Origin of the sequence: Blastococcus litoris, assembly GCF_003075095.1 — a bacterium.
Classification (GTDB): Bacteria; Actinomycetota; Actinomycetes; order Mycobacteriales; family Geodermatophilaceae; genus Blastococcus_B; species Blastococcus_B litoris.
Genome location: NZ_QCZF01000005.1, coordinates 320,765 through 340,914 on the forward strand (window position 1 = coordinate 320,765; position 20,150 = coordinate 340,914).

Genomic DNA, 20,150 nt, shown 5'->3' on the forward strand with positions numbered 1-20,150 from the left:
CCGGTCGGCGCCGACCTGCCGGGCCCATCCGGGCGCGTGCGGTTGACTCGGGCCGTGGAGGTGGTCGGCCGGTTCTGGGCGCGCGTCACGGCGACCGTCCCCGACCTCTCCGTCGGCGTGCTCCTCGCCGCGCTGGCCGCCGCGGCGGTGCTGGTCCTCTCCCCCACCCTCTGGCGGGCCAGCCGCCACGCGGTCACGATCGCCCACGAGGGAGCCCACGGGCTCGTCGCGCTGGCGGCCGGCCGGCGCCTCTCGGGCATCCGGCTGCACTCGGACACCTCGGGGCTGACGGTCTCCGCGGGGAGGCCCACCGGTCCGGGCATGGTGCTCACCTGCGCGGCGGGCTACACCGGGCCCGGGCTCTTCGGGCTGGGCGCGGCCGCGCTGCTGGCCGCCGGCCACGCCATCGGCCTGCTCTGGGCACTGCTCGCCCTGCTGGCGCTGCTGCTGGTGCAGATCCGCAACTGGTACGGGCTGTGGTCGGTGCTGGCCACCGGCACCGTCGTCTTCGCGGCGACCTGGTGGCTCCCCCCGCAGGGGCAGGCGGTGTTCGCCGCCGTCGCCACCTGGTTCCTGCTGCTGGCCGCGCCGCGCACGGTGCTGGAGCTGCAGAGCTCGCGCCGCCGGCGGCGGGCGCCGGACTCCGACGCCGACCAGCTGGCCCGCCTGACACCGTTCCCCGCGCTGGTCTGGGTCGGCGTGTTCCTGCTGGTCGACCTCGGCGCGCTGGTGCTGGGCGGGAGCTGGCTGCTCACCTGAGCCGTTCGGTGTCCTTGACCGATGGGTGCACCCGCGGCGGGGCGCCGGTCCGGGCCCGGCGGCGCGGCTCGCAGCCGACCGGCTGGCGGACCGGCTCCGCCTGCGGGGCGGGCGGGATGCCGAGGACGAGGTCCTCGTGGTCGACGGTCACCTGGCGGCCGTGGTGGCGGATGTCGAGGGGCTCACCCTCCACCAGCCGGTACGTGGCGCTCTCGTGGGTCACGGTCACCGTCAGCTTGCGGCCCCGGTACACCACGCGGAACCGCATCCGGGTGATCCGCTCCGGCAGCCGGGGGCCGAAGGTCAGCTCGCCGTTGTGGTCGCGCAGCCCACCGAAGCCGGCGACCGCCACCGTCCAGCCACCGGCCAGGGACGCGATGTGCAGCCCGTGGCCGGAGTTGTGGTGCAGGTTCTGCAGGTCGGTGAGCGCCGCCTCCGCCCAGTAGTCGTAGGCCAGCTGCAGGTGCCCGGTCTCGGCGGCGACGACGGCCTGCTGGCTCGCCGACAGCGAGGAGTCCCGGGTCGTCCGCTCCTCGTAGTAGGCGAAGTTGGCGATCTTCTCCTCGAGCGTGAACGCGTCGCCGCGCAGGTGCAGCGCCATCACCAGGTCGGCCTGCTTGACCACCTGCTTCCGGTAGATCTCGAAGTAGGGGTAGTGCAGCAGCAGCGGGTAGTTCTCCTTCGGCGTGCCCGCGAAGTCCCACTCCTCGTGGTGGGTGAACGCGTCGGACTGCATGTGCACGCCGCGCTGCGTGTCGTAGGGCACCGCCATCAGCGAGGCCGCCCGCAGCCAGGTGTCCACCTCGTCGGACGCCACGTCCAGCCGGCCGGCGACGTCGGGCTGCCGCTTGACCGCCTCGGCGGCCTCCCGCAGGTTCCGCTGCGCCATCAGGTTCGTGTAGACGTTGTTGTCCACGACGGCGGTGTACTCGTCGGGGCCGGTCACGCCGTCGATGCGGAAGCCGTGCTCGGGGTCGAAGTGGCCCAGCGACGCCCACAGCCGCGCCGTCTCGATGAGCAGCTCGGCGCCGAAGTCGCGGTCGAAGTCGTCGTCCAGGGTGGCGTTGTAGTACCGCACGACGGCGTCGGCGATGTCGGCGTTGATGTGGAAGGCCGCCGTCCCCGCCGGCCAGTAGCCGGAGGTCTCCTCACCCCGGATGGTCCGCCACGGGAAGGCCGCGCCGCGGCGTCCCAGGACCCGCGCGCGTTCCCGGGCCATGTCCAGCGTCGAGTGCCGCCAGCGCAGCGCATCCCGCACGGCGTGCGGCGCGGTGTAGGTGAGCACCGGGAGGACGTAGGTCTCGGTGTCCCAGAAGGTGTGCCCGTCGTAGCCGGGCCCGGTCAGCCCCTTGGCCGGGATGGGCTGGCGCTCCCCGCGCAGGCCCGCCTGCAGGACGTGGAACATGCCCACGCGGACCGCCTGCTGCAGCTCGTCGTCGCCGTCGATCTCGACGTCGGCCTCGTCCCAGTGCTGGTCGAGGATCTCCCGCTGCTCCCGGGCCAGCCGCTCCCAGCCGGCCAGCTTGGCCGTGGCGAGCGCGGCCTCGACCTGGTCGCGCAGGGCCGGCCCAGAGCGCCGGGAGGACCAGCCGTAGGCCAGGAACTTGACCAGCTTGAGGCTGCCGCCCTGCGGGATCCGCGCCGCGAGCGTGTAGCGGGCGAGGTCGCCGGCGGCCTCGATGTCCTCGGTCGCGCTGTCGGGGATCTCGATGACGTGGTCCATGCCGGCCGCCATGCGCAGCTTGCTGCGCTTCGTGCAGTGCACGAGGACGGCGCGGCGGCCCCGGCCGACGGCGATCTCGCACTGCAGCGGCTTGGCGAGCATGGCCGCCGCCCGCGGGTCGTCGTCGTCGGTGGGCACGGTCTCGTTGGCCAGGAGGTCCGACTGCAGGGCGACGTAGAGGTCGCCCAGGTCGTCGGTCACCTCGACCTTGTACTCGATGGCGGCGATCGAGCGGCGGGCCAGCGACACCAGGCGCGTGCTGGTCACCCGCACGGTCCGGCCACCGGGCGAGCGCCACTCGGTCGAGCGCCGCAGCACCCCGGCGCGCAGGTCGAGCGTGCGCGTGTGGTCGATGATCTCGCCGTAGTCGAGATCGAGCGGCGAGTCCTTGACCAGCAGCCGGATCAGCTTGCCGTCGGTGACGTTGACCATCGTCTGGCCCTGCTCGGGGAAGCCGTATCCGGCTTCCGCGTAGGGCAACGGCCGTTCCTCGAAGAAGCCGTTGAGGTAGGTGCCGGGGACGACGACCGGCTCGCCCTCCTCGAACGAACCGCGCATGCCGATGTGCCCGTTGGTCAGGGCGAACACCGACTCGTGCACGGCCAGCGAGGAGTGGTCGAGCCCGACCTCGGTCAGCGACCACGGCTCGATCGGGAAGGTCGCCCGTCCCTCGGTCATGCCCTTTCCCCCATCAGCTGCTCGAGGTCGGTGACGACGACGTCCGCGCCGGCGGCGCGCAGCGCGTCCGTCTGGCCCACGCGGTCCACCCCGACGACGTAGCCGAAGTTCCCCGCACGACCGGCCTGCACGCCCGAGATCGCGTCCTCGTAGACCACCGCGGCGGACGGCTCCACGCCCAGCATGCGGGCCCCGGCCAGGAACGTGTCGGGCTCCGGCTTGCCGCGCAGCGAGTCGCGTGCGGCCACGACGCCGTCGACCCGCACGTCGATGAGGTCGGCGAAACCACCGGCGGCGATGACCTTCTCCCCGTTCGCCGACGCGGTGACCACGGCGGTGGCGAGCCCGGCGTCCTTGACCGCGCGGAGGTACCTGACCGACCCCGGGTAGACCTCGACACCGTGCTCGTCGAGCTCGCGCAGCACCATCTCGTTCTTGCGGCTCGCGATCGCCTGCACGGTCGCCGCGTCGGGCGGGTCCCCGTCGCCGCCCTCCGGGAGGTCGATCCCCCGGCTGGCCAGGAAGCCGCGCACCCCGTCGGCGCGGTGCTTGCCGTCGACGTAGCGGTTGTAGTCCAGCTGGCTGAACTCGGCCTGTCCGGCGTCGTATCGCTGGAGGAACTCGTCGAAGGTGCGCTTCCACGCCGCGAAGTGGACCGTCGCGGTCTTCGTCAGGACGCCGTCCAGGTCGAAGAGGCAGACGCGGACGGTGTCCGGGAGGCCGAGCGGGCCGGGAGCTGGCACGCGGGCGACGGTACCGGCGGGAGGCGCGGTGCACGCGTCGCAACGGCGGCAGTCGTGCAACGGTTCGCACCGAGGAGCGCCGCGGGCCCGCCCTGCCTAGGGTCGCGTGGGGAGGCCGTGCACCGGCCCTGCCCGCCCGCCCGAGAAGAGGAGAGCCGCGATGGCCGACCGGCCGCTGACCTACGACCCCTACGAGCACCTCCCCCAGGTGCCGAGCTTCACCGTCACGAGCAGCGACTGCAGCGACGGCGAGACGCTCCCGATGCCGCACGTCAGCGGCGTGATGGGGGCCGGGGGCGAGGACCGGTCCCCGCAGCTGAGCTGGTCCGGCTTCCCGGAGGGCACGAAGAGCTTCGCCGTCACGGTGTACGACCCGGACGCCCCCACCGCCAGCGGCTTCTGGCACTGGGCGGTGGCGAACATCCCCGCCTCGACGACCGAGCTGCCCAGCGGCGCCGGCGACAAGGACTCACCGCAGCTGCCCGCGGGCGCGCTCCAGCTGCGCAACGACGGCGGTTTCGCCGGGTACGTGGGAGCCGCTCCCCCGTCCGGGCACGGGGCGCACCGCTACTTCGTCGTCGTCCACGCCGTCGACACCGAGACGCTGGACGTCACCGCCGACACCACCCCGGCCGTGCTCGGCTTCAACCTGTTCTTCCACACCCTCGCCCGCGCCACGATGGTCCTCACCTACGAGGAGGACTGACGGTCACCCCACGCTGACGGTCCATCACCGGCGCGCGGCAGGTCCATGAAGGTGCAAGCACCTGCCGCCGCCGGGAGGACCATGGCCGCATGGGCTCGGCAGCGGCTGCCCCGGGACGCCCGGTCCCCTGCGGTCTGCGGCGGGTGCTGCTCCCCCTGACCGTGCTGGCCCTGATGGTGAGCGAGGTGCTGCTGCCGCCGGACCGGCGCGCGTGGGCCGGGGGCCCTCCGGCCGCCGAGCTGGTACCGGCGGTGGTCGCGGCCTACCCGGAGGTCGGGACGCTGGCCGTCGCGGTGGCGCGCCTGCACGTGCCGGCGACGGGGCTGTCGGTCCGGGCGGCGGAGGCCCGCACGGCCCGGACGACCGCCGCCGCCGCCGGGAACGCCGCCGCCGACCGGCCGTTCCCGACGGCGTCGATGGTGAAGCTGTTCGTCGCGGAGGACGTGCTGCGCCGCGTGCGGGCCGGGAGCGTGGCGCTGCGGCCCGACGACCCCGCGCTGCTGAGGGACATGATCCGCAGCTCGGACGACCCGGCCGCCTCGGCGCTGTGGGTGCGCTACGGCGGTGGCGCGATGGTCACCGACGTCGCCCGCCGGTACGGGCTGGCGGGGACCGCTCCCCCGGTCCGGCCGGGCCGGTGGGGCGAGACCACCACGACCGCGCGCGACCTGGCCCGCTTCCTCGCCCTCCTGCCGGTCGTCGCCCACCCCGACGACGCCGCGGCCATCCTGGGCTGGATGCGAACGGCCACCTCGACCGCGGCCGACGGCTTCGACCAGCGGTTCGGCGTCTTCGCCACCGCGCCGCCGCTGACGGCCGTCAAGCAGGGCTGGATGTGCTGCGTCGGCGGCAACCGGCACCTGCACTCGGTCGGGGTCCTCGGGCGGCGCGTCGTCGTGCTGCTCAGCGAGGTGCCGCGGGCGACCGGGTACGAGGAGGCGCGGGGCGCGCTCGACGCCGCGGCCGGAGCCGTGCCCCCTCCGGGAGGCCCCTGACGCTCAGACCTGCGGACGCCGGTCGGCCACGGCGGAGGTCGCCAGGCGGGCGAAGCCGACGCGCTCGTAGACCCGGGCCACGTCGTCGTCCCCCGCCGCGAGGAAGACCAGCTCGGCGGTCTCCGTGGCGTGCGCGACCAGCGCCGAGGTCACGCCCGCCCCGAGGCCGCGCCCGCGCAGGCGCGGCAGGGTGGCGACGCCGATGACCTCGCTGATCTCGCGCCCGTCGACGTCGACCGGCTGGTGGGAGCCGACGGCGACCGGCTCGCCGTTCTCGACCGCGACCATCATCACGGTGCGGCCCGAAGCGATCCGCTCGCGCAGCACCTCGGTGCGGGCCCGGGCCTCCGCGGAGGTGTCGAGCGGGACGGCGCCGGCGTCGGAGGCGCCGCCCGGGTGGGCGAACGCCGTGGCCGCGACCAGCTGGTAGCGCGGCAGCTCCGGGTCGTCGGCGCCCACGACGTACAACCGGACGCCGGCCGGCAGCAGCAGCTCGACCGGGTCCGCGGCGACGAGCAGCGGGAGCTCCTCGACGGTGAGACCGGCGGCGCGGGCGACGGCCGCCGTCTCGGGCGAGCACTCCGGCACCCACTCCAGGGCCGCTTCCAGGCCGGACTCCTCCTGCAACGCCACAGCGGCCCGGACGTCGTCCTCGGTGACCGGCCCCTCCCCCACGCGGGGGCGGGCGGGGTAGGGCCAGGTGGGGTCGCCGATCGGCACGTCGAGCCCGCCGACGCGGTGGATCCGCGCGTCCGGGAGCGGAGCGGCGGCGAAGTAGCTCTCGATGCACTCGAGCAGCCCCGGGCGGGTCGGCACACGCCGACCCTAGACGCGCCGGGGCCGGACGTCCGCCGCGGCGCCCGTCCGGCAGCGCTCCCCCACCCGCGTGGGTGACCCGGCCGAGGGGACCAGGCGGTCCGGACGGCACGATGGGGCCGTGACGTCCGGTACGCGGAGCTCGATCTCCCCCTACGCGGTGTTCGACCGCGCCTCGTGGCGCGCGCTGGCCGCGGGGTCGCGGCACCCGCTCGACGAGGCGGAGCTGCGGGAGCTGGCCACCCTCGGCGACCGGATCGACCTCGACGAGGTCGCCACCGTCTACCTGCCCCTGGCCGAGTTGCTGGAGCTGCACGTCGCGGCGAGCCGGCGGCTGTGGGCGGCGCAGAGCGAGTTCCTCGGCGACGCCACGGCCAAGGTGCCGTTCGTCGTGGCGGTCGCCGGGAGCGTGGCGGTCGGGAAGAGCACCACCGCGCGGCTGCTCCAGCGGTTGCTGGCGTCGGCTCCCGGCTCCCCGCGCGTGGACCTGGTGACCACCGACGGTTTCCTGCTCCCCAACGCGGTGCTCGAGTCCCGGGGGCTGCTGGGCCGCAAGGGATTCCCGGAGAGCTACGACCGGCGGGCGCTGGTGCGGTTCCTGGCCGACGTGAAGTCGGGCCGCCAGGAGGTGTCGGCCCCCGTCTACGACCACCAGTCCTACGACATCGTCCCGGGCGCCCGGCAGGCGGTGGACCGCCCGGACATCCTGGTCCTGGAGGGGCTCAACGTGCTGCAGGCCGGCGGCCGCGGCGACGGCGCCACGCCCGAGGTCTTCCTCTCCGACTTCTTCGACTTCTCCGTCTACGTCGATGCCGCGGAGTCCGACATCCAGCAGTGGTACGTCGAGCGGTTCCTGGCGCTGCGGCGGACCGCGTTCCGCGACACGACCGCGTACTTCCACAGGTTCGCCGACCTGACCGACGACCAGGCACGCGAGACCGCCCTGGGCATCTGGTCCGCCGTCAACGGCCCCAACCTGCGGAGCAACATCGCGCCCACCCGCTCCCGCGCCCGGCTGGTGCTGCAGAAGGCCGCCGACCACTCGGTGCGCCGGGTCCTGCTGCGCAAGCTCTGATCCGGCGGACACGCCGAGCCGACCTGCGCGGATGCGCCCGAGGCGGAGTCCGGCTTGGCAGGACCTGCCCACTCCGTGGGGTGATCTGGTGACCCAGCTCACTCCCGCTCGCTTCAGCTCGCGCGCAGACTTGCCGAATCGAGTAATCGAACGAGCACGGTACGTACTCGTACTGGCCGTGGATACCGAGCGAAGAGGAACCACCATGTGCCACCACGTAACGCCCTGCCCCGAGGCCTCCAGCGAGGCGCGTGATCTCGCCGCGGTCGTCAGCAGCCACCCCGAGCAGGGCTGGAGCCTGCTGTGCAACGGCGTCGTCCTCTTCGACGACGACGGCGAGCTGCTCCCCGACGGCCAGGCCGTGAACGACCACCACGTCTGGCTGGCCCCCGCCTGAGCCGGACCCCGCTGAGCAGGCTTCAGCCGGCGGCCTCCCGCGCGGCCCGCTCGAGCCGGTCGCGGTAGCCGGCCCACCAGCCCGCCTCGACCTCGGGCAGGTTGTCGTCGTCGGCGCGCAGGCCCGCCGCGCCGTCGATCTGCTCCCGGACGATGTCGGCGTGACCGGCGTGCCGATGGGTCTCGGCGACGACCTGCACGAGCACCTGGTGGAGCGTCACAGCCCGGCAGTCGGGACGCCACCAGGACACCTCGCCCGGCGCATCCAGCGGCAGCGCCTCGACCGTCGCATCGGTCACCGCCCACGCACGGCGGTAGAGCGCGACGACGTCCTCCCGCGACTCGTCGGCCGTCGCCCACATGTCGGCGTTCCACTCGAGGTCGTCGGCGAGCCAGGGCTCGACCTCGGGCACCGGCCGGCCGAACGTCGGGCCGAAGTAGCCCATCTCCACGTAGGCCAGGTGCTTGAGCAGGCCCAGGAGGTTCGTGCCGGTCGGCGTCACCGGCCGGCGCGCGTCGTACTCCCCCAGCCCCTCGAGCTTCCAGAGCAGCGCGTCGCGCCCGGACTGCAGGTAGCGGTGCAGATCTGCCTTCGCGTCCATGCGCCGCACCCTGCCAGGTGGTGCTGACGGATCAGGCCGGAGCGCCCACCACGTCGGCCGCCGTGCCGAGGTCGTCCGGGTGCCCCTCCCCGCGACCGGGCACCGCGCCGTCGGCCGAGGGCGCGTGCGAGGAGAAGTCGTGCTCCTCGAAGGCCTCGGGCGAGGGGCACGAGCACACGAGATTGCGGTCGCCGTAGGCCTGGTCGATCCGCCGCACCGGGCTCAGGTAGCTGCGGCCCTGCAGGGCGCGGACGGGGAAGACCGCCTCGGTCCGCGGGTAGGGCCGCTCCCACTCCCCCGCCAGCATGGCCAGGGTGTGGGGGGCGTTGCGCAGCGGGTTGTCGGTCGCGTCGTACTCCCCCGTCGCGACCTTCTCGATCTCGGCGCGGATGGCCACCATGGCCTCGACGAACCTGTCGAGCTCGGCCTTGTCCTCGCTCTCGGTCGGCTCGACCATCAGCGTGCCGGCGACCGGGAAGCTCATCGTCGGCGCGTGGAAGCCGAAGTCGATGAGCCGCTTGGCGATGTCGTCGTTGGTCACGCCGGTCGCCTTGGTGAGGGGCCGGATGTCGAGGATGCACTCGTGGGCCACCAGACCGGTGGCGCCGGTGTAGAGCACCGGGAAGTGCTCCTCGAGCCGGGTGGCCAGGTAGTTGGCGGCGAGGATCGCGTGCTCGGTGGCGGCGAGCAGGCCGTCGGGCCCCATCAGCCGGACGTAGGCCCACGAGATCGGCAGGATGCCCGCCGAGCCCCAGGGGGCCCCGGACACGGCCGGGCCCTTCCCGCCCGTGTCGGCCAGCGGGTGGCCCGGGAGGAACGGGACGAGGTGCTCGCGGACGCCGATCGGCCCGACCCCGGGACCGCCGCCGCCGTGCGGGATGCAGAAGGTCTTGTGCAGGTTGAGGTGGCTGACGTCGGAGCCGAACCGGCCCGGCTTGGCCAGCCCCACCATCGCGTTGAGGTTCGCGCCGTCGACGTAGACCTGGCCGCCGGCGTCGTGCACCGCCGCGCAGATCTCCTGGATGTCGACCTCGAACACGCCGTGGGTCGACGGGTAGGTGACCATGATCGCCGCGAGCCGCTCGGCGTGCTGGTCCACCTTGGCGTGCAGGTCGGCGACGTCGACGTTGCCCGCCTCGTCGCACGCGACGACGACCACCCGCATGCCGGCCATGACCGCGCTGGCCGCGTTGGTGCCGTGCGCGGAGCTCGGGATCAGGCAGACGTCGCGCTGGTCCTCGCCCCGCGAGCGGTGGTAGGCGCGGATCGCCAGCAGCCCGGCGAACTCGCCCTGCGAGCCGGCGTTGGGCTGCACGCTGACGGCGGCGTAGCCGGTGACCTCGGCGAGGGCCGTGCACAGCTCGTCGATGAGCGTGCGGTAGCCGCGCGCCTGCTCGGCCGGGACGAACGGATGCAGGTTCGCGAACTCCGGCCAGGTGATCGCCGCCATCTCGGTGGCCGCGTTCAGCTTCATCGTGCAGGAACCCAGCGGGATCATCGTCCGGTCGAGCGCGAGGTCCTTGTCGCTCAACGACCGGAGGTAGCGCAGCATCGCCGTCTCGGACCGGTGCGCGGAGAACACGGGGTGCGTCAGGAACGGGGTCGCCCGGCGCAGCTCGATGGGCAGCGCGTCGGCCCCCTCGCCGCGCAGATCGCCCGCGGGCACGCCGAACGCCTCGGCCACGGCGCGCAGGACGGCGGGCGTCGTCGTCTCGTCGCAGGCGACCGCGACGGTGTCGCCGTCGACGAGGCGCAGGTTGATCCGCCGCTGCGCCGCCGCTGCGACGACCTCGGCGGCCCGGCCGGGCACCCGCACCGCGATCGTGTCGAAGTAGCTCTCGTGCACCAGCTCGAGGTTGCCCTCGGTGAGCCAGCCGGCCAGCGTCTGGGCACTGCGGTGCACCCTGGCCGCGATCGCGGCCAGGCCCTCGGGCCCGTGGTAGACCGCGTACGCCCCGGCCATGACGGCGAGCAGCACCTGGGCGGTGCAGATGTTGCTGGTCGCCTTCTCGCGGCGGATGTGCTGCTCGCGGGTCTGCAGCGCCAGCCGGTAGGCGACGTCGCCGTCGGCATCGACCGAGACCCCGACGAGGCGGCCCGGCAGCTGGCGGGCCAGACCCTCGCGGACCGAGAGGTAGCCGGCGTGCGGGCCGCCGAAGCCCATCGGGACGCCGAAGCGCTGGCTGGTGCCGCAGGCGACGTCGGCGCCCCACTCCCCCGGCGCCTCGAGCAGCGTGAGCGCCAGCAGGTCGGCCGCGACGACGACGGATGCGCCCGCCTCGTGCGCGGCCGCTGCCAGTGCGCGGTGGTCGCGCACGGCGCCGCTCGCCCCCGGGTAGGACAGCAGCACGCCGAAGGCGCCGGCCTCCGGCAGGTCGGTGGGCCAGCCGGCCGAGAGGTCGGCGACGTGCAGCCCGATGCCCAGGGGCTCGGCCCGGGTCTCGAGGACGGCGAGGGTCTGCGGGAGGGTGTCGGCGTCGACGACGAAGACCGCGTCGGCCTTGGCCCGGCCGGCCCGGCGCACGAGGGTCATCGCCTCCGCCGCGGCGGTCGCCTCGTCGAGCATCGAGGCGCCCGCGACCGGCAGGCCGGTCAGGTCGGCGACCATCGTCTGGAAGTTGATCAGCGCCTCGAGCCGGCCCTGGCTGATCTCTGGCTGATACGGCGTGTAGGCGGTGTACCAGGCGGGGTTCTCCAGCACCGTGCGCTGGATGACCGCCGGCGTGACGGTGCCGTAGTACCCCAACCCGATCATCGAGGTGTAGACGTCGTTGGCGTCGGCCCGCTCGCGCAACAGCTCCAGCACGGCGGCCTCGTCCAGAGCGGCGGGCAGGTCCAGCGGCGTCCGGTCGCGGACGCCCTCGGGCACGCACGCGTCGACGAGCGACTCCAGCGTCGGGTGACCGACAGCAGCCAGCATCTCGGCGGTGTCACCGGCACGGGGGCCGATGTGCCGGGCGGCGAAGGCGCCCGACGGGTTCAGCGACGTCAGGGACGGGAGCGGTCCGGACAGCGGCGGGAGGGTCGCCCCCACCGTTCCGGCCGAGGTGTCAGCGCGGTCGGCCACTAGGTGAACGCTACCAGCGCGGTGGCGCGCGACAGGTGACCTCGTGGGTCACGCCGAGTGGGCCCCGCAGGGGTCCGCGCAGGCGCGACGAAGCGGCTCAGCGGTGCGCGGGCACGGCTCCTGGCCGCGGTGCGGTCCGGAGGACCGCGGTGTCACAGCGTCAGACCGCGGCGCGGCGGCGACGGCGCATGGAGAGCTCGTCGTCGCCGGCGTGCACCGGGCCGCCGTCGAGGCGCTCGGCGGGCAGCTCGGCCAGCTCGCCGGAGAGCTCGCGCAGCGCACCGCTGACCGCGATGCCGAAGACACCCTGGCCGCCGGCGAGCAGGTCGACGACCTCCTCGGCGGAGGTGCACTCGTAGACGGTCGCACCGTCGGAGAACAAGGTGACGTTGGCGAGGTCCTTGATCCCGCGCGTGCGCAGGTGGTCGACGGCCTTGCGGATGTTCTGCAGCGAGACCCCGGTGTCGAGCAGCCGCTTGACGACCTTCAGCACGAGGATGTCGCGGAACGAGTACAGCCGCTGCGTGCCCGAGCCCGTGGCGCTGCGCACCGACGGCGCCACGAGGCCGGTGCGGGCCCAGTAGTCCAGCTGGCGGTAGGTGATCCCGGCAGCCGCGCACGCCGTCGGGCCGCGGTAACCGACCAGGTCGGTGTCGACCTCGTCGTACGGCGGGGCTCCGACGGCCGCATCACTGAACAGCTGACCCTGGGAGCCGTCCCTCTGGTCGCTCACGCCAGCGTCCTCCTCTGGTCCCGTACCGCTCGCGCGGTCCGGGTCGACGGCTGCGCACCTGCGGGGTCTTGCACCCACTGACCTCAGATGTCACACCGTTGTTGTTCGCCGACCGTAAGCCGGGCCAGGGGTGCGGTCAACTGAGCGGGGCGGCGTGTCGGCCCGCTCATCATTTCGGGTGGAGACCGCGACCCCCCCTGCCGATATCCAGGAGTTAGGCCGCGCCGCCCGAACCGGAGCCCGCGCCGAAGTCCTCCGGGGAGATCTGGTCGAGGAACTCGCGGAACTTCTCGACCTCGTCCTCCTGCTCGTCGGGGATCTCGATGCCCACCTCGTCGAGCAGGTCGTCGGCGCCGTAGATCGGGGCACCGGTGCGCACGGCGAGGGCCACGGCGTCCGACGGGCGAGCGCTGACCACGCGCTCGTCGCCGAACACGAGCTCGGCGATGTAGATGCCGTCGCGCATCTCGGTGATGTTGACGGCCTCGAGCGTCGCGCCGAGCGCGGTGACGACCTCGCGCAGCAGGTCGTGCGTCATCGGGCGGGCCGGGCGGACGCCCTGCTGCTCGAAGGCGATGGCGGCGGCCTCGACGGCCCCGATCCAGATCGGCAGGTACCGCTCCCCCTGCGTCTCCTTCAGCAGGAGGATCGGCTGGTTGCCGGGCAGCTCGACGCGGACACCGACGACTCGAAGCTCCTGCACGGTCTGGCTCCTCGGCTGCTGGCCCGGGGAAAGCGGGCGGGTCGGTCTCGTCACGCGGGTGAGCGCTGCGACGTCCTCACGGTACGCCCGAGTCAGGGGCGCAGGAGATCCCGGAGTCGCGACTCCAGGAGGGCCGAGTGCAACTGGGCCGACAGCGTCGCCAGCTCGCGCAGCTTCTCGGCCGCGCGGGTCCGTGCCTCCTCGGAGCGGGCCCGGAGCACCGGGGCCACCAGCTGCTCGACCAGCCCGGCCTCGCGCTCCACGCCGCTGCGGTACACCCGCAGGTGGCGCGGCTCGATGCCGTGCCGCGCCAGCCCGGCCGCGGCGCGGGCCACCGGCAGGTCGGCGGCCGGGTGGCGGCCCTCGGCGTCGGTCGCCAGCAGGCCGAACTGCACGCAGTCGGCCAGCTGCTGCTGGTCGAGCCCGGCGGCACGGGCGAACTGCTCCGCCGTCAGCGGGGGCACCGCGGTCTCGTCGTCGCCGTCGACGGCGGGTGGCGGCGGGACCGAGCCCGGCCCGCCGGCCCCGCCGGGCAGCGGCTCGCCGCGGTCCAGCGCCTCGAGGTGCTCCTTGATGACCCGCAGCGGCAGGTACTGGTCGCGCTGGGCGGCCAGGACGTAGCGCAGCCGGCTGACGTCGGCGCGCGAGAACTTCCGGTACCCCGACGGCGTGCGCTGCGGGTGCACCAGGTCCTCGGACTCCAGGTACCGGATCTTGCTGATCGTCACGTCGGGGAAGTCGTCGCGAAGAACAGCCAGCACCTCGCCGATGGTCAGGCGAGGCGTGCGCTGATCGGCGGCGTCCCCGAGCGCGCTCTCGCGCTCGGGCACGCTCACTAGCGAGCGGCCGGCTCGCCGGTGCGGGGTCCGGTCAGGTAGACGAGGCGGAACTTGCCGATCTGCACCTCGTCACCCCCGGCGAGGCTCGCGACGTCGACCGGCTCCCGGTTGACGTAGGTGCCGTTGAGGCTGCCGACGTCGTGCACCGAGAAGCCGCCGCCCTCGCGGTGGAACTCGACGTGCCGGCGGCTGACGGTGACGTCGTCGAGGAAGATGTCGCTGTCGGGGTGCCGGCCGGCCGTGGTGACGTCCTGGTCGAGCAGGAAGCGGCTGCCCGCGTTGGGCCCCCGCTTGACGACGAGCAGCGCCGAACCGGCAGGCAGCGACTCGACGGCGCCGGCGTGGGCGTCGGCCGCGGCCTCGGTCACCTCGGGCTGGTCGCTGGTGTCCTCACCGCCGACCTTGGGGATCACGCTGGTCGACTCGCCGACCCGCTCCTGGGAGAGCGCCGAGCCGCACTGCGCGCAGAAGCGACTGCCCTCGGGGTTCTCGTGGCCACATCGAGTGCAGTGCACGTCTGTCTCCTCCTGTGCGAGGGGCCCCGCCGCGGGCCTCGGAACGGGCCGCGAGCGGCCGGCGGACGACGGGCCGGACGGTCCGCCGTGGGTCGGCCGCCGCGGGGGCGGCGGACCGTTGGTCATGGAACCAGCCGGTCGGCCCGAGGGTCAACCGGACGTTCAGGGTGTGGAACCGAGGTTCCGGTGAGCTGTGACGATCATAGTGATCAGGCCGCCGCCGGGGCCCGGCGGCGGGGGCGTCACGACGCGTCGACCAGCGCCTGGTAGGCGTCGGCGTCCAGCAGGCCGCCGATCGGGTCGCCGCCCTCCCCCGCGACGCTGATCTCGACCAGCCAGCCGGCCCCGTACGGATCGGCGTTGATGGTCTCGGGCGTGTCCGCGAGGGCCTCGTTGACCGCTGCGACGACCCCGGCGACGGGCGCGTAGATGTCGGAGACCGACTTCGTCGACTCGACCTCCCCGATCGGCGCCCCCGGGCCCACCTCGTCCCCGACAGCGGGCAGCTGCACGAACACGATGTCGCCCAGGGCGTCCTGCGCGTGGTCGGTGATCCCGACGCGGACGACGCTCGACGTCCCGTCGGTGCCCTGCACCAGCGCCCACTCGTGCTGGTCGGTGTAGCGGCGGTCGTCTGGGGTGGCCATGCGGGCGATCGTCTCCTGGGGCCTAGTCGCTGGTGGGCTCAGTCGGTGGTGGACTCAGTCGGTGGTGGACTCAGTCGGTGGTGGACTCAGTCGGTGGTGGACTCAGTCGCTGGTGGGCTCAGTCGGTGGTGGGCGAAGCGTATTGAGGCGTGTCGAGCGGTCGCAACGCATCCACCACGACCTGCTCGGACGGCACGATGTCGACCGAGGCGCCCTGCCGGGTCAGATCCTGCACCACCCCGCCGGGGATGTTGAGGGCGGTCCGCATGCTCTCGGGCGACCCGATCACGACGATCTCGTACGGCGCCGTGATCGGCCGGCCGTCGACCATCAGCTCGCCGGGCCGCCCGGTGACGGCGGTCGACACCCCGACGCGGACGCCGTCGATCTGCATCGTCTCGGCACCGGCGCCGCGCAGCTCCTGGATGGCGTCGAGCAGGTCGCTCACCCGCACCTCCTCCTCGGGGTCGCGGATCGTGATCGTCAGCCCCGGCCCCTGCGCGGCGATGGTGCCGTTGAGGATGCCGATCGCCTCGGCCCGGGCGCGGGCCTCCTCGAGCGCGGTCGCCGACTGGCTGTCGGTGTCGGTGAGGTCCTCCAGCGCCCCGCGCTGGTCGGCGATCTGCCCCCTCAGGCGCTCCTCGCGCGCGTCGAGGTCGTCGAGGATGCGGACGAGGTCCTCCTCGCGCGCGCCGGCGTACTGCTGGTCCTCCCCCACGGCACGGACCTGGACGGCGAACGCGAAGCCGAGCAGGAGCGTCAGCACGCCGATGAGGGCTGCCGCCAGCGGATCGCGGGTGCGCCGGCGGGGCGGCTGCCCCGCCGCGGCGGGTACCCCGGGGGTCGGCTCCTCATCGGCAGGCCTTTCGTCGGTGCCGGGCTCGACCGCGTCCTCGGGCTCGACCGCGTCCTCGGGCTCGACGGCGTCCTCCGGCTCGTCGGCGTCCTCGCCGGGGGCGTCGTCCGGCTCGCCCGCCTGCTCGCCCCGCGTGCCGGGACCGAACGGGTGCGGGACGACGACGTCGTCCTCCCCCGGGTCCGGGCCCTGGCCGGGCCGCTCGTCGCCGCTCATGCGCGGAACACGTGCCTGCGGATGGCGGCGGCGTTGCCGAAGATGCGGATGCCGAGGACGACCACGACGGCGGTGGACAGCTGCGCGCCGACGCCCAGCTGGTCGCCGAGGAAGACGATCAGCGCGGCGACGACGACGTTCGACACGAAGGAGATGACGAAGACCTTCGCGTCGAAGATGCCGTCCAGACGCGCCCGGAACCCGCCGAAGACGGCGTCGAGCGCGGCGACCACGGCGATCGGCAGGTACGGCTGCAGCCACACCGGCACGGTGGGGTCGAAGAAGAGGCCGAGGAGGACGCCGGCCGCGAGTCCGAGGATCGGGATCACGGGGTCAGCCTCCAGAGGTGGGGTCGGGGGTCGGGTCCGGGTCGTCCACCGGGTCGTCGCCGTCCACCGGGACGGCGGAGCGGAGCTCGGGGACGCCGGCCGCGGGAATGCTCAGCTCCTCCTGCTCCGCGTAGTCGAAGCGGAGCCCGAAGGTCTGCGAGATGACCGCGAGCGCGCCCACCTCGGGGCTGGCGAGGAACTCCGAGATCAGCGTGTCCGGATCGCCGATGGCGCTGATCTCGTAGGGGTTGGTCACCGGGCGGAAGTCGACCAGCACCGCCTCGCCGGCGAAGCGGATGGCGGTCGTGGGACCCAGCCGCTGACCGTTGATGCTGATGGCCTCGGCGCCCGCGGCCCAGAGGGCGTTGACCACCAGCTGCAGGTCGCCGTCCTGGACCTGTTCGCGGGGGTCCTCCTCGGCGGTGCCGCCGCCGACCGGGTCCTCGTCGGCCCGCGGATCGGCATTGGCGAGGGTCACCAGCAGGCCAGGGCCGGTGACGGGCACCGCCCCGGCGCCCTCCTCGGCCCGCGCCAGGGCGTCGCGGGCGCGCTGACCGACGGCGCTGGCCGCCAGGAGCTCGTCCCGGGTGCTCGTGACCTCGGTGCGCAGCGCCTCGACCTGGGCGGCGAGGTCGTCGCTGACCGCCGACGCGCTGTGGATGTCGTCGATCAGCGCGGCGCGCACCTGGTCGCGGCCCTGCACCGTGGCGGCGGCCTGGTCGTAGGTGACGGCGACCAGCAGCCCGGCGACGACCATCGTCAGGGCGACCAGCACCCGCCCGGAGCGGCGGCGACGGGGCGCACCGCCCTCCGCCGATCGGGCGGCGGCCGCCTGGGCGTAGGCCGGGTCGAGGGTCTCGGCGAGGACGGCGTCGAGGAGGGACGCGCCCATCGAGCGCGGCCCGCCGCCCCGCGGGGGTGCGGTCACCGCGCCGTCCGGGACGGGCGGGCGGTCCGCTCGGCACGGAGGATGCCCGCGACCTGCACGAGGTAGAGGACCCCGGCCAGCACGTAGAGCGCCGTCCCCCAGATCGTGAACGCCCACGCGAACGGCTCGATGGCGACGGCCAGCCATCCCGACCCGTCGGCCAGCAGCAGGCCCGGGAACGCGTACAGCAGCAGCAGCGTGGCGGCCTTGCCCAGGTAGTGCACCTGCAGCGGCGGGTAGCCGTGGCGGCGCAGCACGAGCAGGGCGAGGGCGAGCACGACCTCGCGGCCCACGAGCACCGCGACGAGCCAGAGCGGGACGATCCCGCGCAGGGCCAGCGCGACGAGGGTGCTGACGATGTAGAGCCGGTCGGCCGCGGGGTCCAGCAGCGCGCCGAGCTTGCTGCTCTGGTCCAGCCACCGCGCGAGCTTGCCGTCGAGCCAGTCGGTGAAACCGGAGACCATGAGGATGGCCACTGCCCAGCCGTCGGCCTCGGGTCCCAGGAGGAGCCAGAGGAAGACGGGGACGCCGAGCAGCCGCAGCAGCGAGAGCGCGTTGGGCACGGTCCAGATGCGGTCGGGCAGGGCGTCGCGGTCGGTCACCGGCGGGGAGCCGGCGACCGGGAGCTGACCCGACGGCGGGACGGGGACGGCCGCCGACGGACCGTTCGACGACGTCACTGCTCCCCCACCTCGACCGACAGCGTGCTGCACCATCCACGAGGCTAGTGGACGCGCCCGCGTCGACCCGTGAGCCGCTACGCGGAGACGGCCAGGTTGGCCGGGGCCGGCTCGTAGCCCAGCGGGCGGCGCGAGAAGCTGCCGGTCCCGTGGGTCACCGACCGGAGCACGCCGGGATAGCTCAGCAGCTCCACCTCGGGCACCTCGGCGCGCACCGTCGTCCGGTCGCGGACGGGGTCGGCGTCGCTGCCGGTGACCCGCGCGCGGCGGCCGGAGAGGTCGCTCATGACCGCCCCGACGTACTCCCCCGGGACGACGACGTCGACCTCGCACCACGGCTCGAGCACCCGGGTCCCCGCCGCAGCGGCGAGCTCGCGCAGCGCCAGCGCTCCCGCGGCCTGGAACGCCGCGTCGGAGGAGTCGACCGAGTGGGCCTTGCCGTCGACGAGGGTCAGGTGGACGTCGACCAGGGGCCGGTCGCCGGTGATGCCCCGCTCCGCCTGGGCCCGGATGCCTTTCTCCACGCTGCCGTGGAACTGGCTGGGCACCGTGCCGCCGACGATCTTCTGCTCGAAGACGATGCCCGATCCCGCCGGTCCGGGCTCGGCGTCGACGACCACCACGGCGTACTGCCCGTGCCCGCCGGACTGCTTGACGTGCCGGCCGGTGACCCGGGTGGGCCGGGCCAGCGTCTCGACCATCGGCACGCGGACCGGGACCGTGGAGACCGCGACGCCGTGCCGGGTCCGGAGGCGGTCCAGCAGCACCTCGGCGTGCGCCTCGCCGACGCACCACAGCAGGAGCTGGCCGGTGTCCGGCCGCCGTTCCAGGCGCACGGTGGGGTCCTCGGCCACCAGCCGGGCCAGCGCGGTGGCCAGGCGGTCCTCGTCGGACCGCGTGGCCGCCTCGATGGCGACCGGCAGCTGCGGGACGGGCAGGTCCCACGGCGGGACCAGCCGTGGGTCCTCCGGCGAGGAGAGGGTGTCCCCGGTCTCCGCGCTGGCCAGCCGTGCCACCGCGCAGATGTCGCCGGCCGGGCAGGACGGGACCGGCCGCAGCGCAGCCCCCAGCGGCGAGGAGAGCGCCCCGATCCGCTCGTCGACGTCGTGGTCGGGGTGCCCGCGGTCGGTCATGCCGTGACCGGAGACGTGCACCGGGATGTCGGGGCGCAGGGTGCCGGAGAACACCCGCACGAGGCTGACCCGCCCCACGTAGGGGTCCGTGGTGGTCTTGACGACCTCGGCCACGAGCGGGCCGTCCGGGTCGCACTCCAGGGACGACGTCGCCGTCCCCTCGGGCCGGGAGACCGGCGGGCAGCCGTGCTCCGCGGGGCACGGGAAGCCGGAGACGACGAGCTCCAGCAGGTCGTCGACGCCGATGCCGCTCAGCGGGGCGGCGCAGAGGACCGGGTGGAAGTGCCCGCGGGCGACGGCCGTCTCGAGGTCGGCGATCAGATCGGCCTGGACCAGCTGGTCACCGGCGAGGTAGCGCTCCATGAGCGCCTCGTCCTCGCTCTCGCCGATGATCCCCTCGATCAGCTCGGACCGGAGCCGGTCGGCGTCGGGGGCATCGGCGGCGGGCTGCAGGAGGTTGACCAGCCCGCCCACCGAGCCGTCCGCGGCGCGGTCGACGAGGTGGACCGGGTAGACGCCCTCCCCCAGCAGCAGCTGGCAGAGCCGGACGGCGTCCTCGACGTCGGCGCGCGCACGGTCGAGCTGGGTGATGACGACGGCGCGGGGCATCCCGACCGCGGCGCACTCCTCCCAGAGCTGCACGGTGGCCGCGTCGACGCCGTTGACCGCCGAGACGACGAACAGGGCGGCGTCGGCCGCGCGGAGCCCGGCCCGCAGCTCGCCGACGAAGTCCGGCGAGCCGGGGGTGTCGAGCAGGGTGATGCGGTGGCCGGCGTGCTCGAAGGTGGCCACTCCGAGGGACACCGACCGCTGCTGCCGGACCTCCACGTCCTCGGTGTCCAGCGCGGTCGTCCCGTCCTCGACCCGCCCCGCGCGGGCCAGGGCGCCGGTGGCGACGAGGAGTGCCTCGGCGAGGGTGGTCTTCCCCGCCCCCGCGTGACCGACGAGAGCCACGTTGCGCACGCGTGCGGCCGGTCGCGGTGCCGGCGCCGTCCCGGTGTCCTTCGCCAT

20 protein-coding genes are annotated in these 20,150 nt (G+C 74.2%); 5 read left to right on the top strand and 15 right to left on the bottom strand.

The window, feature by feature from the left end; genetic code table 11:
- The first annotated feature begins 54 nt into the window (after window positions 1–54).
- Entirely contained in the window at window positions 55–759 is a 705-nt protein-coding gene (locus DCS98_RS13225) for a M50 family metallopeptidase (protein ID WP_116451818.1), read from the top strand.
- Here the strand turns inward: DCS98_RS13225 and DCS98_RS13230 are convergent.
- Entirely contained in the window at window positions 752–3,160 is a 2,409-nt protein-coding gene (locus DCS98_RS13230; protein ID WP_116451819.1) for a glycoside hydrolase family 65 protein, read from the bottom strand. The two genes, DCS98_RS13225 and DCS98_RS13230, sit on opposite strands and share 8 nt — an antisense overlap.
- Window positions 3,157–3,903: an HAD family hydrolase gene (locus DCS98_RS13235; protein WP_116451820.1), complete on the bottom strand. Its 747-nt coding sequence runs from the start codon at window positions 3,901–3,903 to the stop codon at window positions 3,157–3,159. Before DCS98_RS13235 ends, DCS98_RS13230 begins: the two co-directional genes overlap by 4 nt.
- 160 nt (window positions 3,904–4,063) lie before the next feature.
- Between DCS98_RS13235 and DCS98_RS13240 the strand changes: the two genes are divergently transcribed.
- Both DCS98_RS13240 and DCS98_RS13245 read left to right on the top strand, forming a co-directional pair.
- Window positions 4,064–4,609, top strand: a complete 546-nt coding sequence (locus tag DCS98_RS13240) for a YbhB/YbcL family Raf kinase inhibitor-like protein (protein ID WP_116451821.1) — start codon at window positions 4,064–4,066, stop codon at window positions 4,607–4,609.
- A gap of 89 nt (window positions 4,610–4,698) precedes the next feature.
- Entirely contained in the window at window positions 4,699–5,604 is a 906-nt protein-coding gene (locus DCS98_RS13245; RefSeq protein WP_241037906.1) for a serine hydrolase, read from the top strand.
- Window positions 5,605–5,607: 3 nt separating this feature from the next.
- Here DCS98_RS13245 and DCS98_RS13250 read toward each other — a convergent pair whose 3' ends face one another.
- The gene (locus DCS98_RS13250) at window positions 5,608–6,420 is read right to left on the bottom strand and encodes a GNAT family N-acetyltransferase (protein WP_116451822.1); all 813 of its coding nucleotides are present in this window, start codon (window positions 6,418–6,420) and stop codon (window positions 5,608–5,610) included.
- A 121-nt stretch (window positions 6,421–6,541) separates the two neighbouring features.
- Here DCS98_RS13250 and coaA point away from each other — a divergent pair, with 121 nt between their 5' ends.
- Together coaA and DCS98_RS13260 are read left to right on the top strand one after the other, a co-directional pair.
- The gene (coaA, locus tag DCS98_RS13255; RefSeq protein ID WP_116451823.1) at window positions 6,542–7,495 is read left to right on the top strand and encodes a type I pantothenate kinase; all 954 of its coding nucleotides are present in this window, start codon (window positions 6,542–6,544) and stop codon (window positions 7,493–7,495) included.
- A 205-nt stretch (window positions 7,496–7,700) separates the two neighbouring features.
- Window positions 7,701–7,892 carry a DUF5999 family protein gene (locus DCS98_RS13260; RefSeq protein WP_116451824.1) on the top strand — a complete coding sequence of 64 codons (192 nt, stop codon included), beginning with the start codon at window positions 7,701–7,703 and terminating at the stop codon, window positions 7,890–7,892.
- 22 nt (window positions 7,893–7,914) lie between these two features.
- Here DCS98_RS13260 and DCS98_RS13265 read toward each other — a convergent pair whose 3' ends face one another.
- The 12 genes from DCS98_RS13265 to DCS98_RS13320 all read right to left on the bottom strand — a co-directional run bounded on the left by DCS98_RS13265 (window position 7,915) and on the right by DCS98_RS13320 (window position 20,150).
- The gene (locus DCS98_RS13265; protein WP_116451825.1) at window positions 7,915–8,493 is read right to left on the bottom strand and encodes a DinB family protein; all 579 of its coding nucleotides are present in this window, start codon (window positions 8,491–8,493) and stop codon (window positions 7,915–7,917) included.
- A 31-nt stretch (window positions 8,494–8,524) separates the two neighbouring features.
- Window positions 8,525–11,560 carry an aminomethyl-transferring glycine dehydrogenase gene (gene gcvP / locus DCS98_RS13270; RefSeq protein ID WP_241037908.1) on the bottom strand — a complete coding sequence of 1,012 codons (3,036 nt, stop codon included), beginning with the start codon at window positions 11,558–11,560 and terminating at the stop codon, window positions 8,525–8,527.
- Window positions 11,561–11,720: 160 nt separating this feature from the next.
- Window positions 11,721–12,293: a MerR family transcriptional regulator gene (locus DCS98_RS13275; RefSeq protein WP_116451826.1), complete on the bottom strand. Its 573-nt coding sequence runs from the start codon at window positions 12,291–12,293 to the stop codon at window positions 11,721–11,723.
- 214 nt (window positions 12,294–12,507) lie between these two features.
- Window positions 12,508–12,996, bottom strand: a complete 489-nt coding sequence (locus DCS98_RS13280) for a bifunctional nuclease family protein (protein ID WP_116451827.1) — start codon at window positions 12,994–12,996, stop codon at window positions 12,508–12,510.
- Window positions 12,997–13,088: 92 nt separating this feature from the next.
- Window positions 13,089–13,826: a transcriptional regulator FtsR gene (gene ftsR, locus DCS98_RS13285; RefSeq protein WP_116451929.1), complete on the bottom strand. Its 738-nt coding sequence runs from the start codon at window positions 13,824–13,826 to the stop codon at window positions 13,089–13,091.
- A gap of 5 nt (window positions 13,827–13,831) precedes the next feature.
- Window positions 13,832–14,350 (bottom strand): oxoglutarate dehydrogenase inhibitor Odhl, encoded by a 519-nt coding sequence (gene odhI, locus DCS98_RS13290; RefSeq protein WP_116451828.1) that lies wholly within the window; start codon window positions 14,348–14,350, stop codon window positions 13,832–13,834.
- 242 nt (window positions 14,351–14,592) lie between these two features.
- Window positions 14,593–14,997 carry a glycine cleavage system protein GcvH gene (gene gcvH, locus DCS98_RS13295; RefSeq protein WP_116451829.1) on the bottom strand — a complete coding sequence of 135 codons (405 nt, stop codon included), beginning with the start codon at window positions 14,995–14,997 and terminating at the stop codon, window positions 14,593–14,595.
- A 118-nt stretch (window positions 14,998–15,115) separates the two neighbouring features.
- Window positions 15,116–16,069: a DUF881 domain-containing protein gene (locus tag DCS98_RS13300; protein WP_116451830.1), complete on the bottom strand. Its 954-nt coding sequence runs from the start codon at window positions 16,067–16,069 to the stop codon at window positions 15,116–15,118.
- Window positions 16,066–16,398: a small basic family protein gene (locus DCS98_RS13305; RefSeq protein WP_116451831.1), complete on the bottom strand. Its 333-nt coding sequence runs from the start codon at window positions 16,396–16,398 to the stop codon at window positions 16,066–16,068. Before DCS98_RS13305 ends, DCS98_RS13300 begins: the two co-directional genes overlap by 4 nt.
- 4 nt (window positions 16,399–16,402) lie before the next feature.
- Entirely contained in the window at window positions 16,403–17,326 is a 924-nt protein-coding gene (locus DCS98_RS13310) for a DUF881 domain-containing protein (protein ID WP_116451832.1), read from the bottom strand.
- The gene (gene clsA, locus DCS98_RS13315; RefSeq protein ID WP_241037910.1) at window positions 17,323–18,006 is read right to left on the bottom strand and encodes a cardiolipin synthase ClsA; all 684 of its coding nucleotides are present in this window, start codon (window positions 18,004–18,006) and stop codon (window positions 17,323–17,325) included. The genes DCS98_RS13310 and clsA overlap by 4 nt, the downstream gene beginning before the upstream one ends.
- A 77-nt stretch (window positions 18,007–18,083) precedes the next feature.
- Window positions 18,084–20,150: an elongation factor G-like protein EF-G2 gene (locus DCS98_RS13320; protein WP_116451834.1), complete on the bottom strand. Its 2,067-nt coding sequence runs from the start codon at window positions 20,148–20,150 to the stop codon at window positions 18,084–18,086.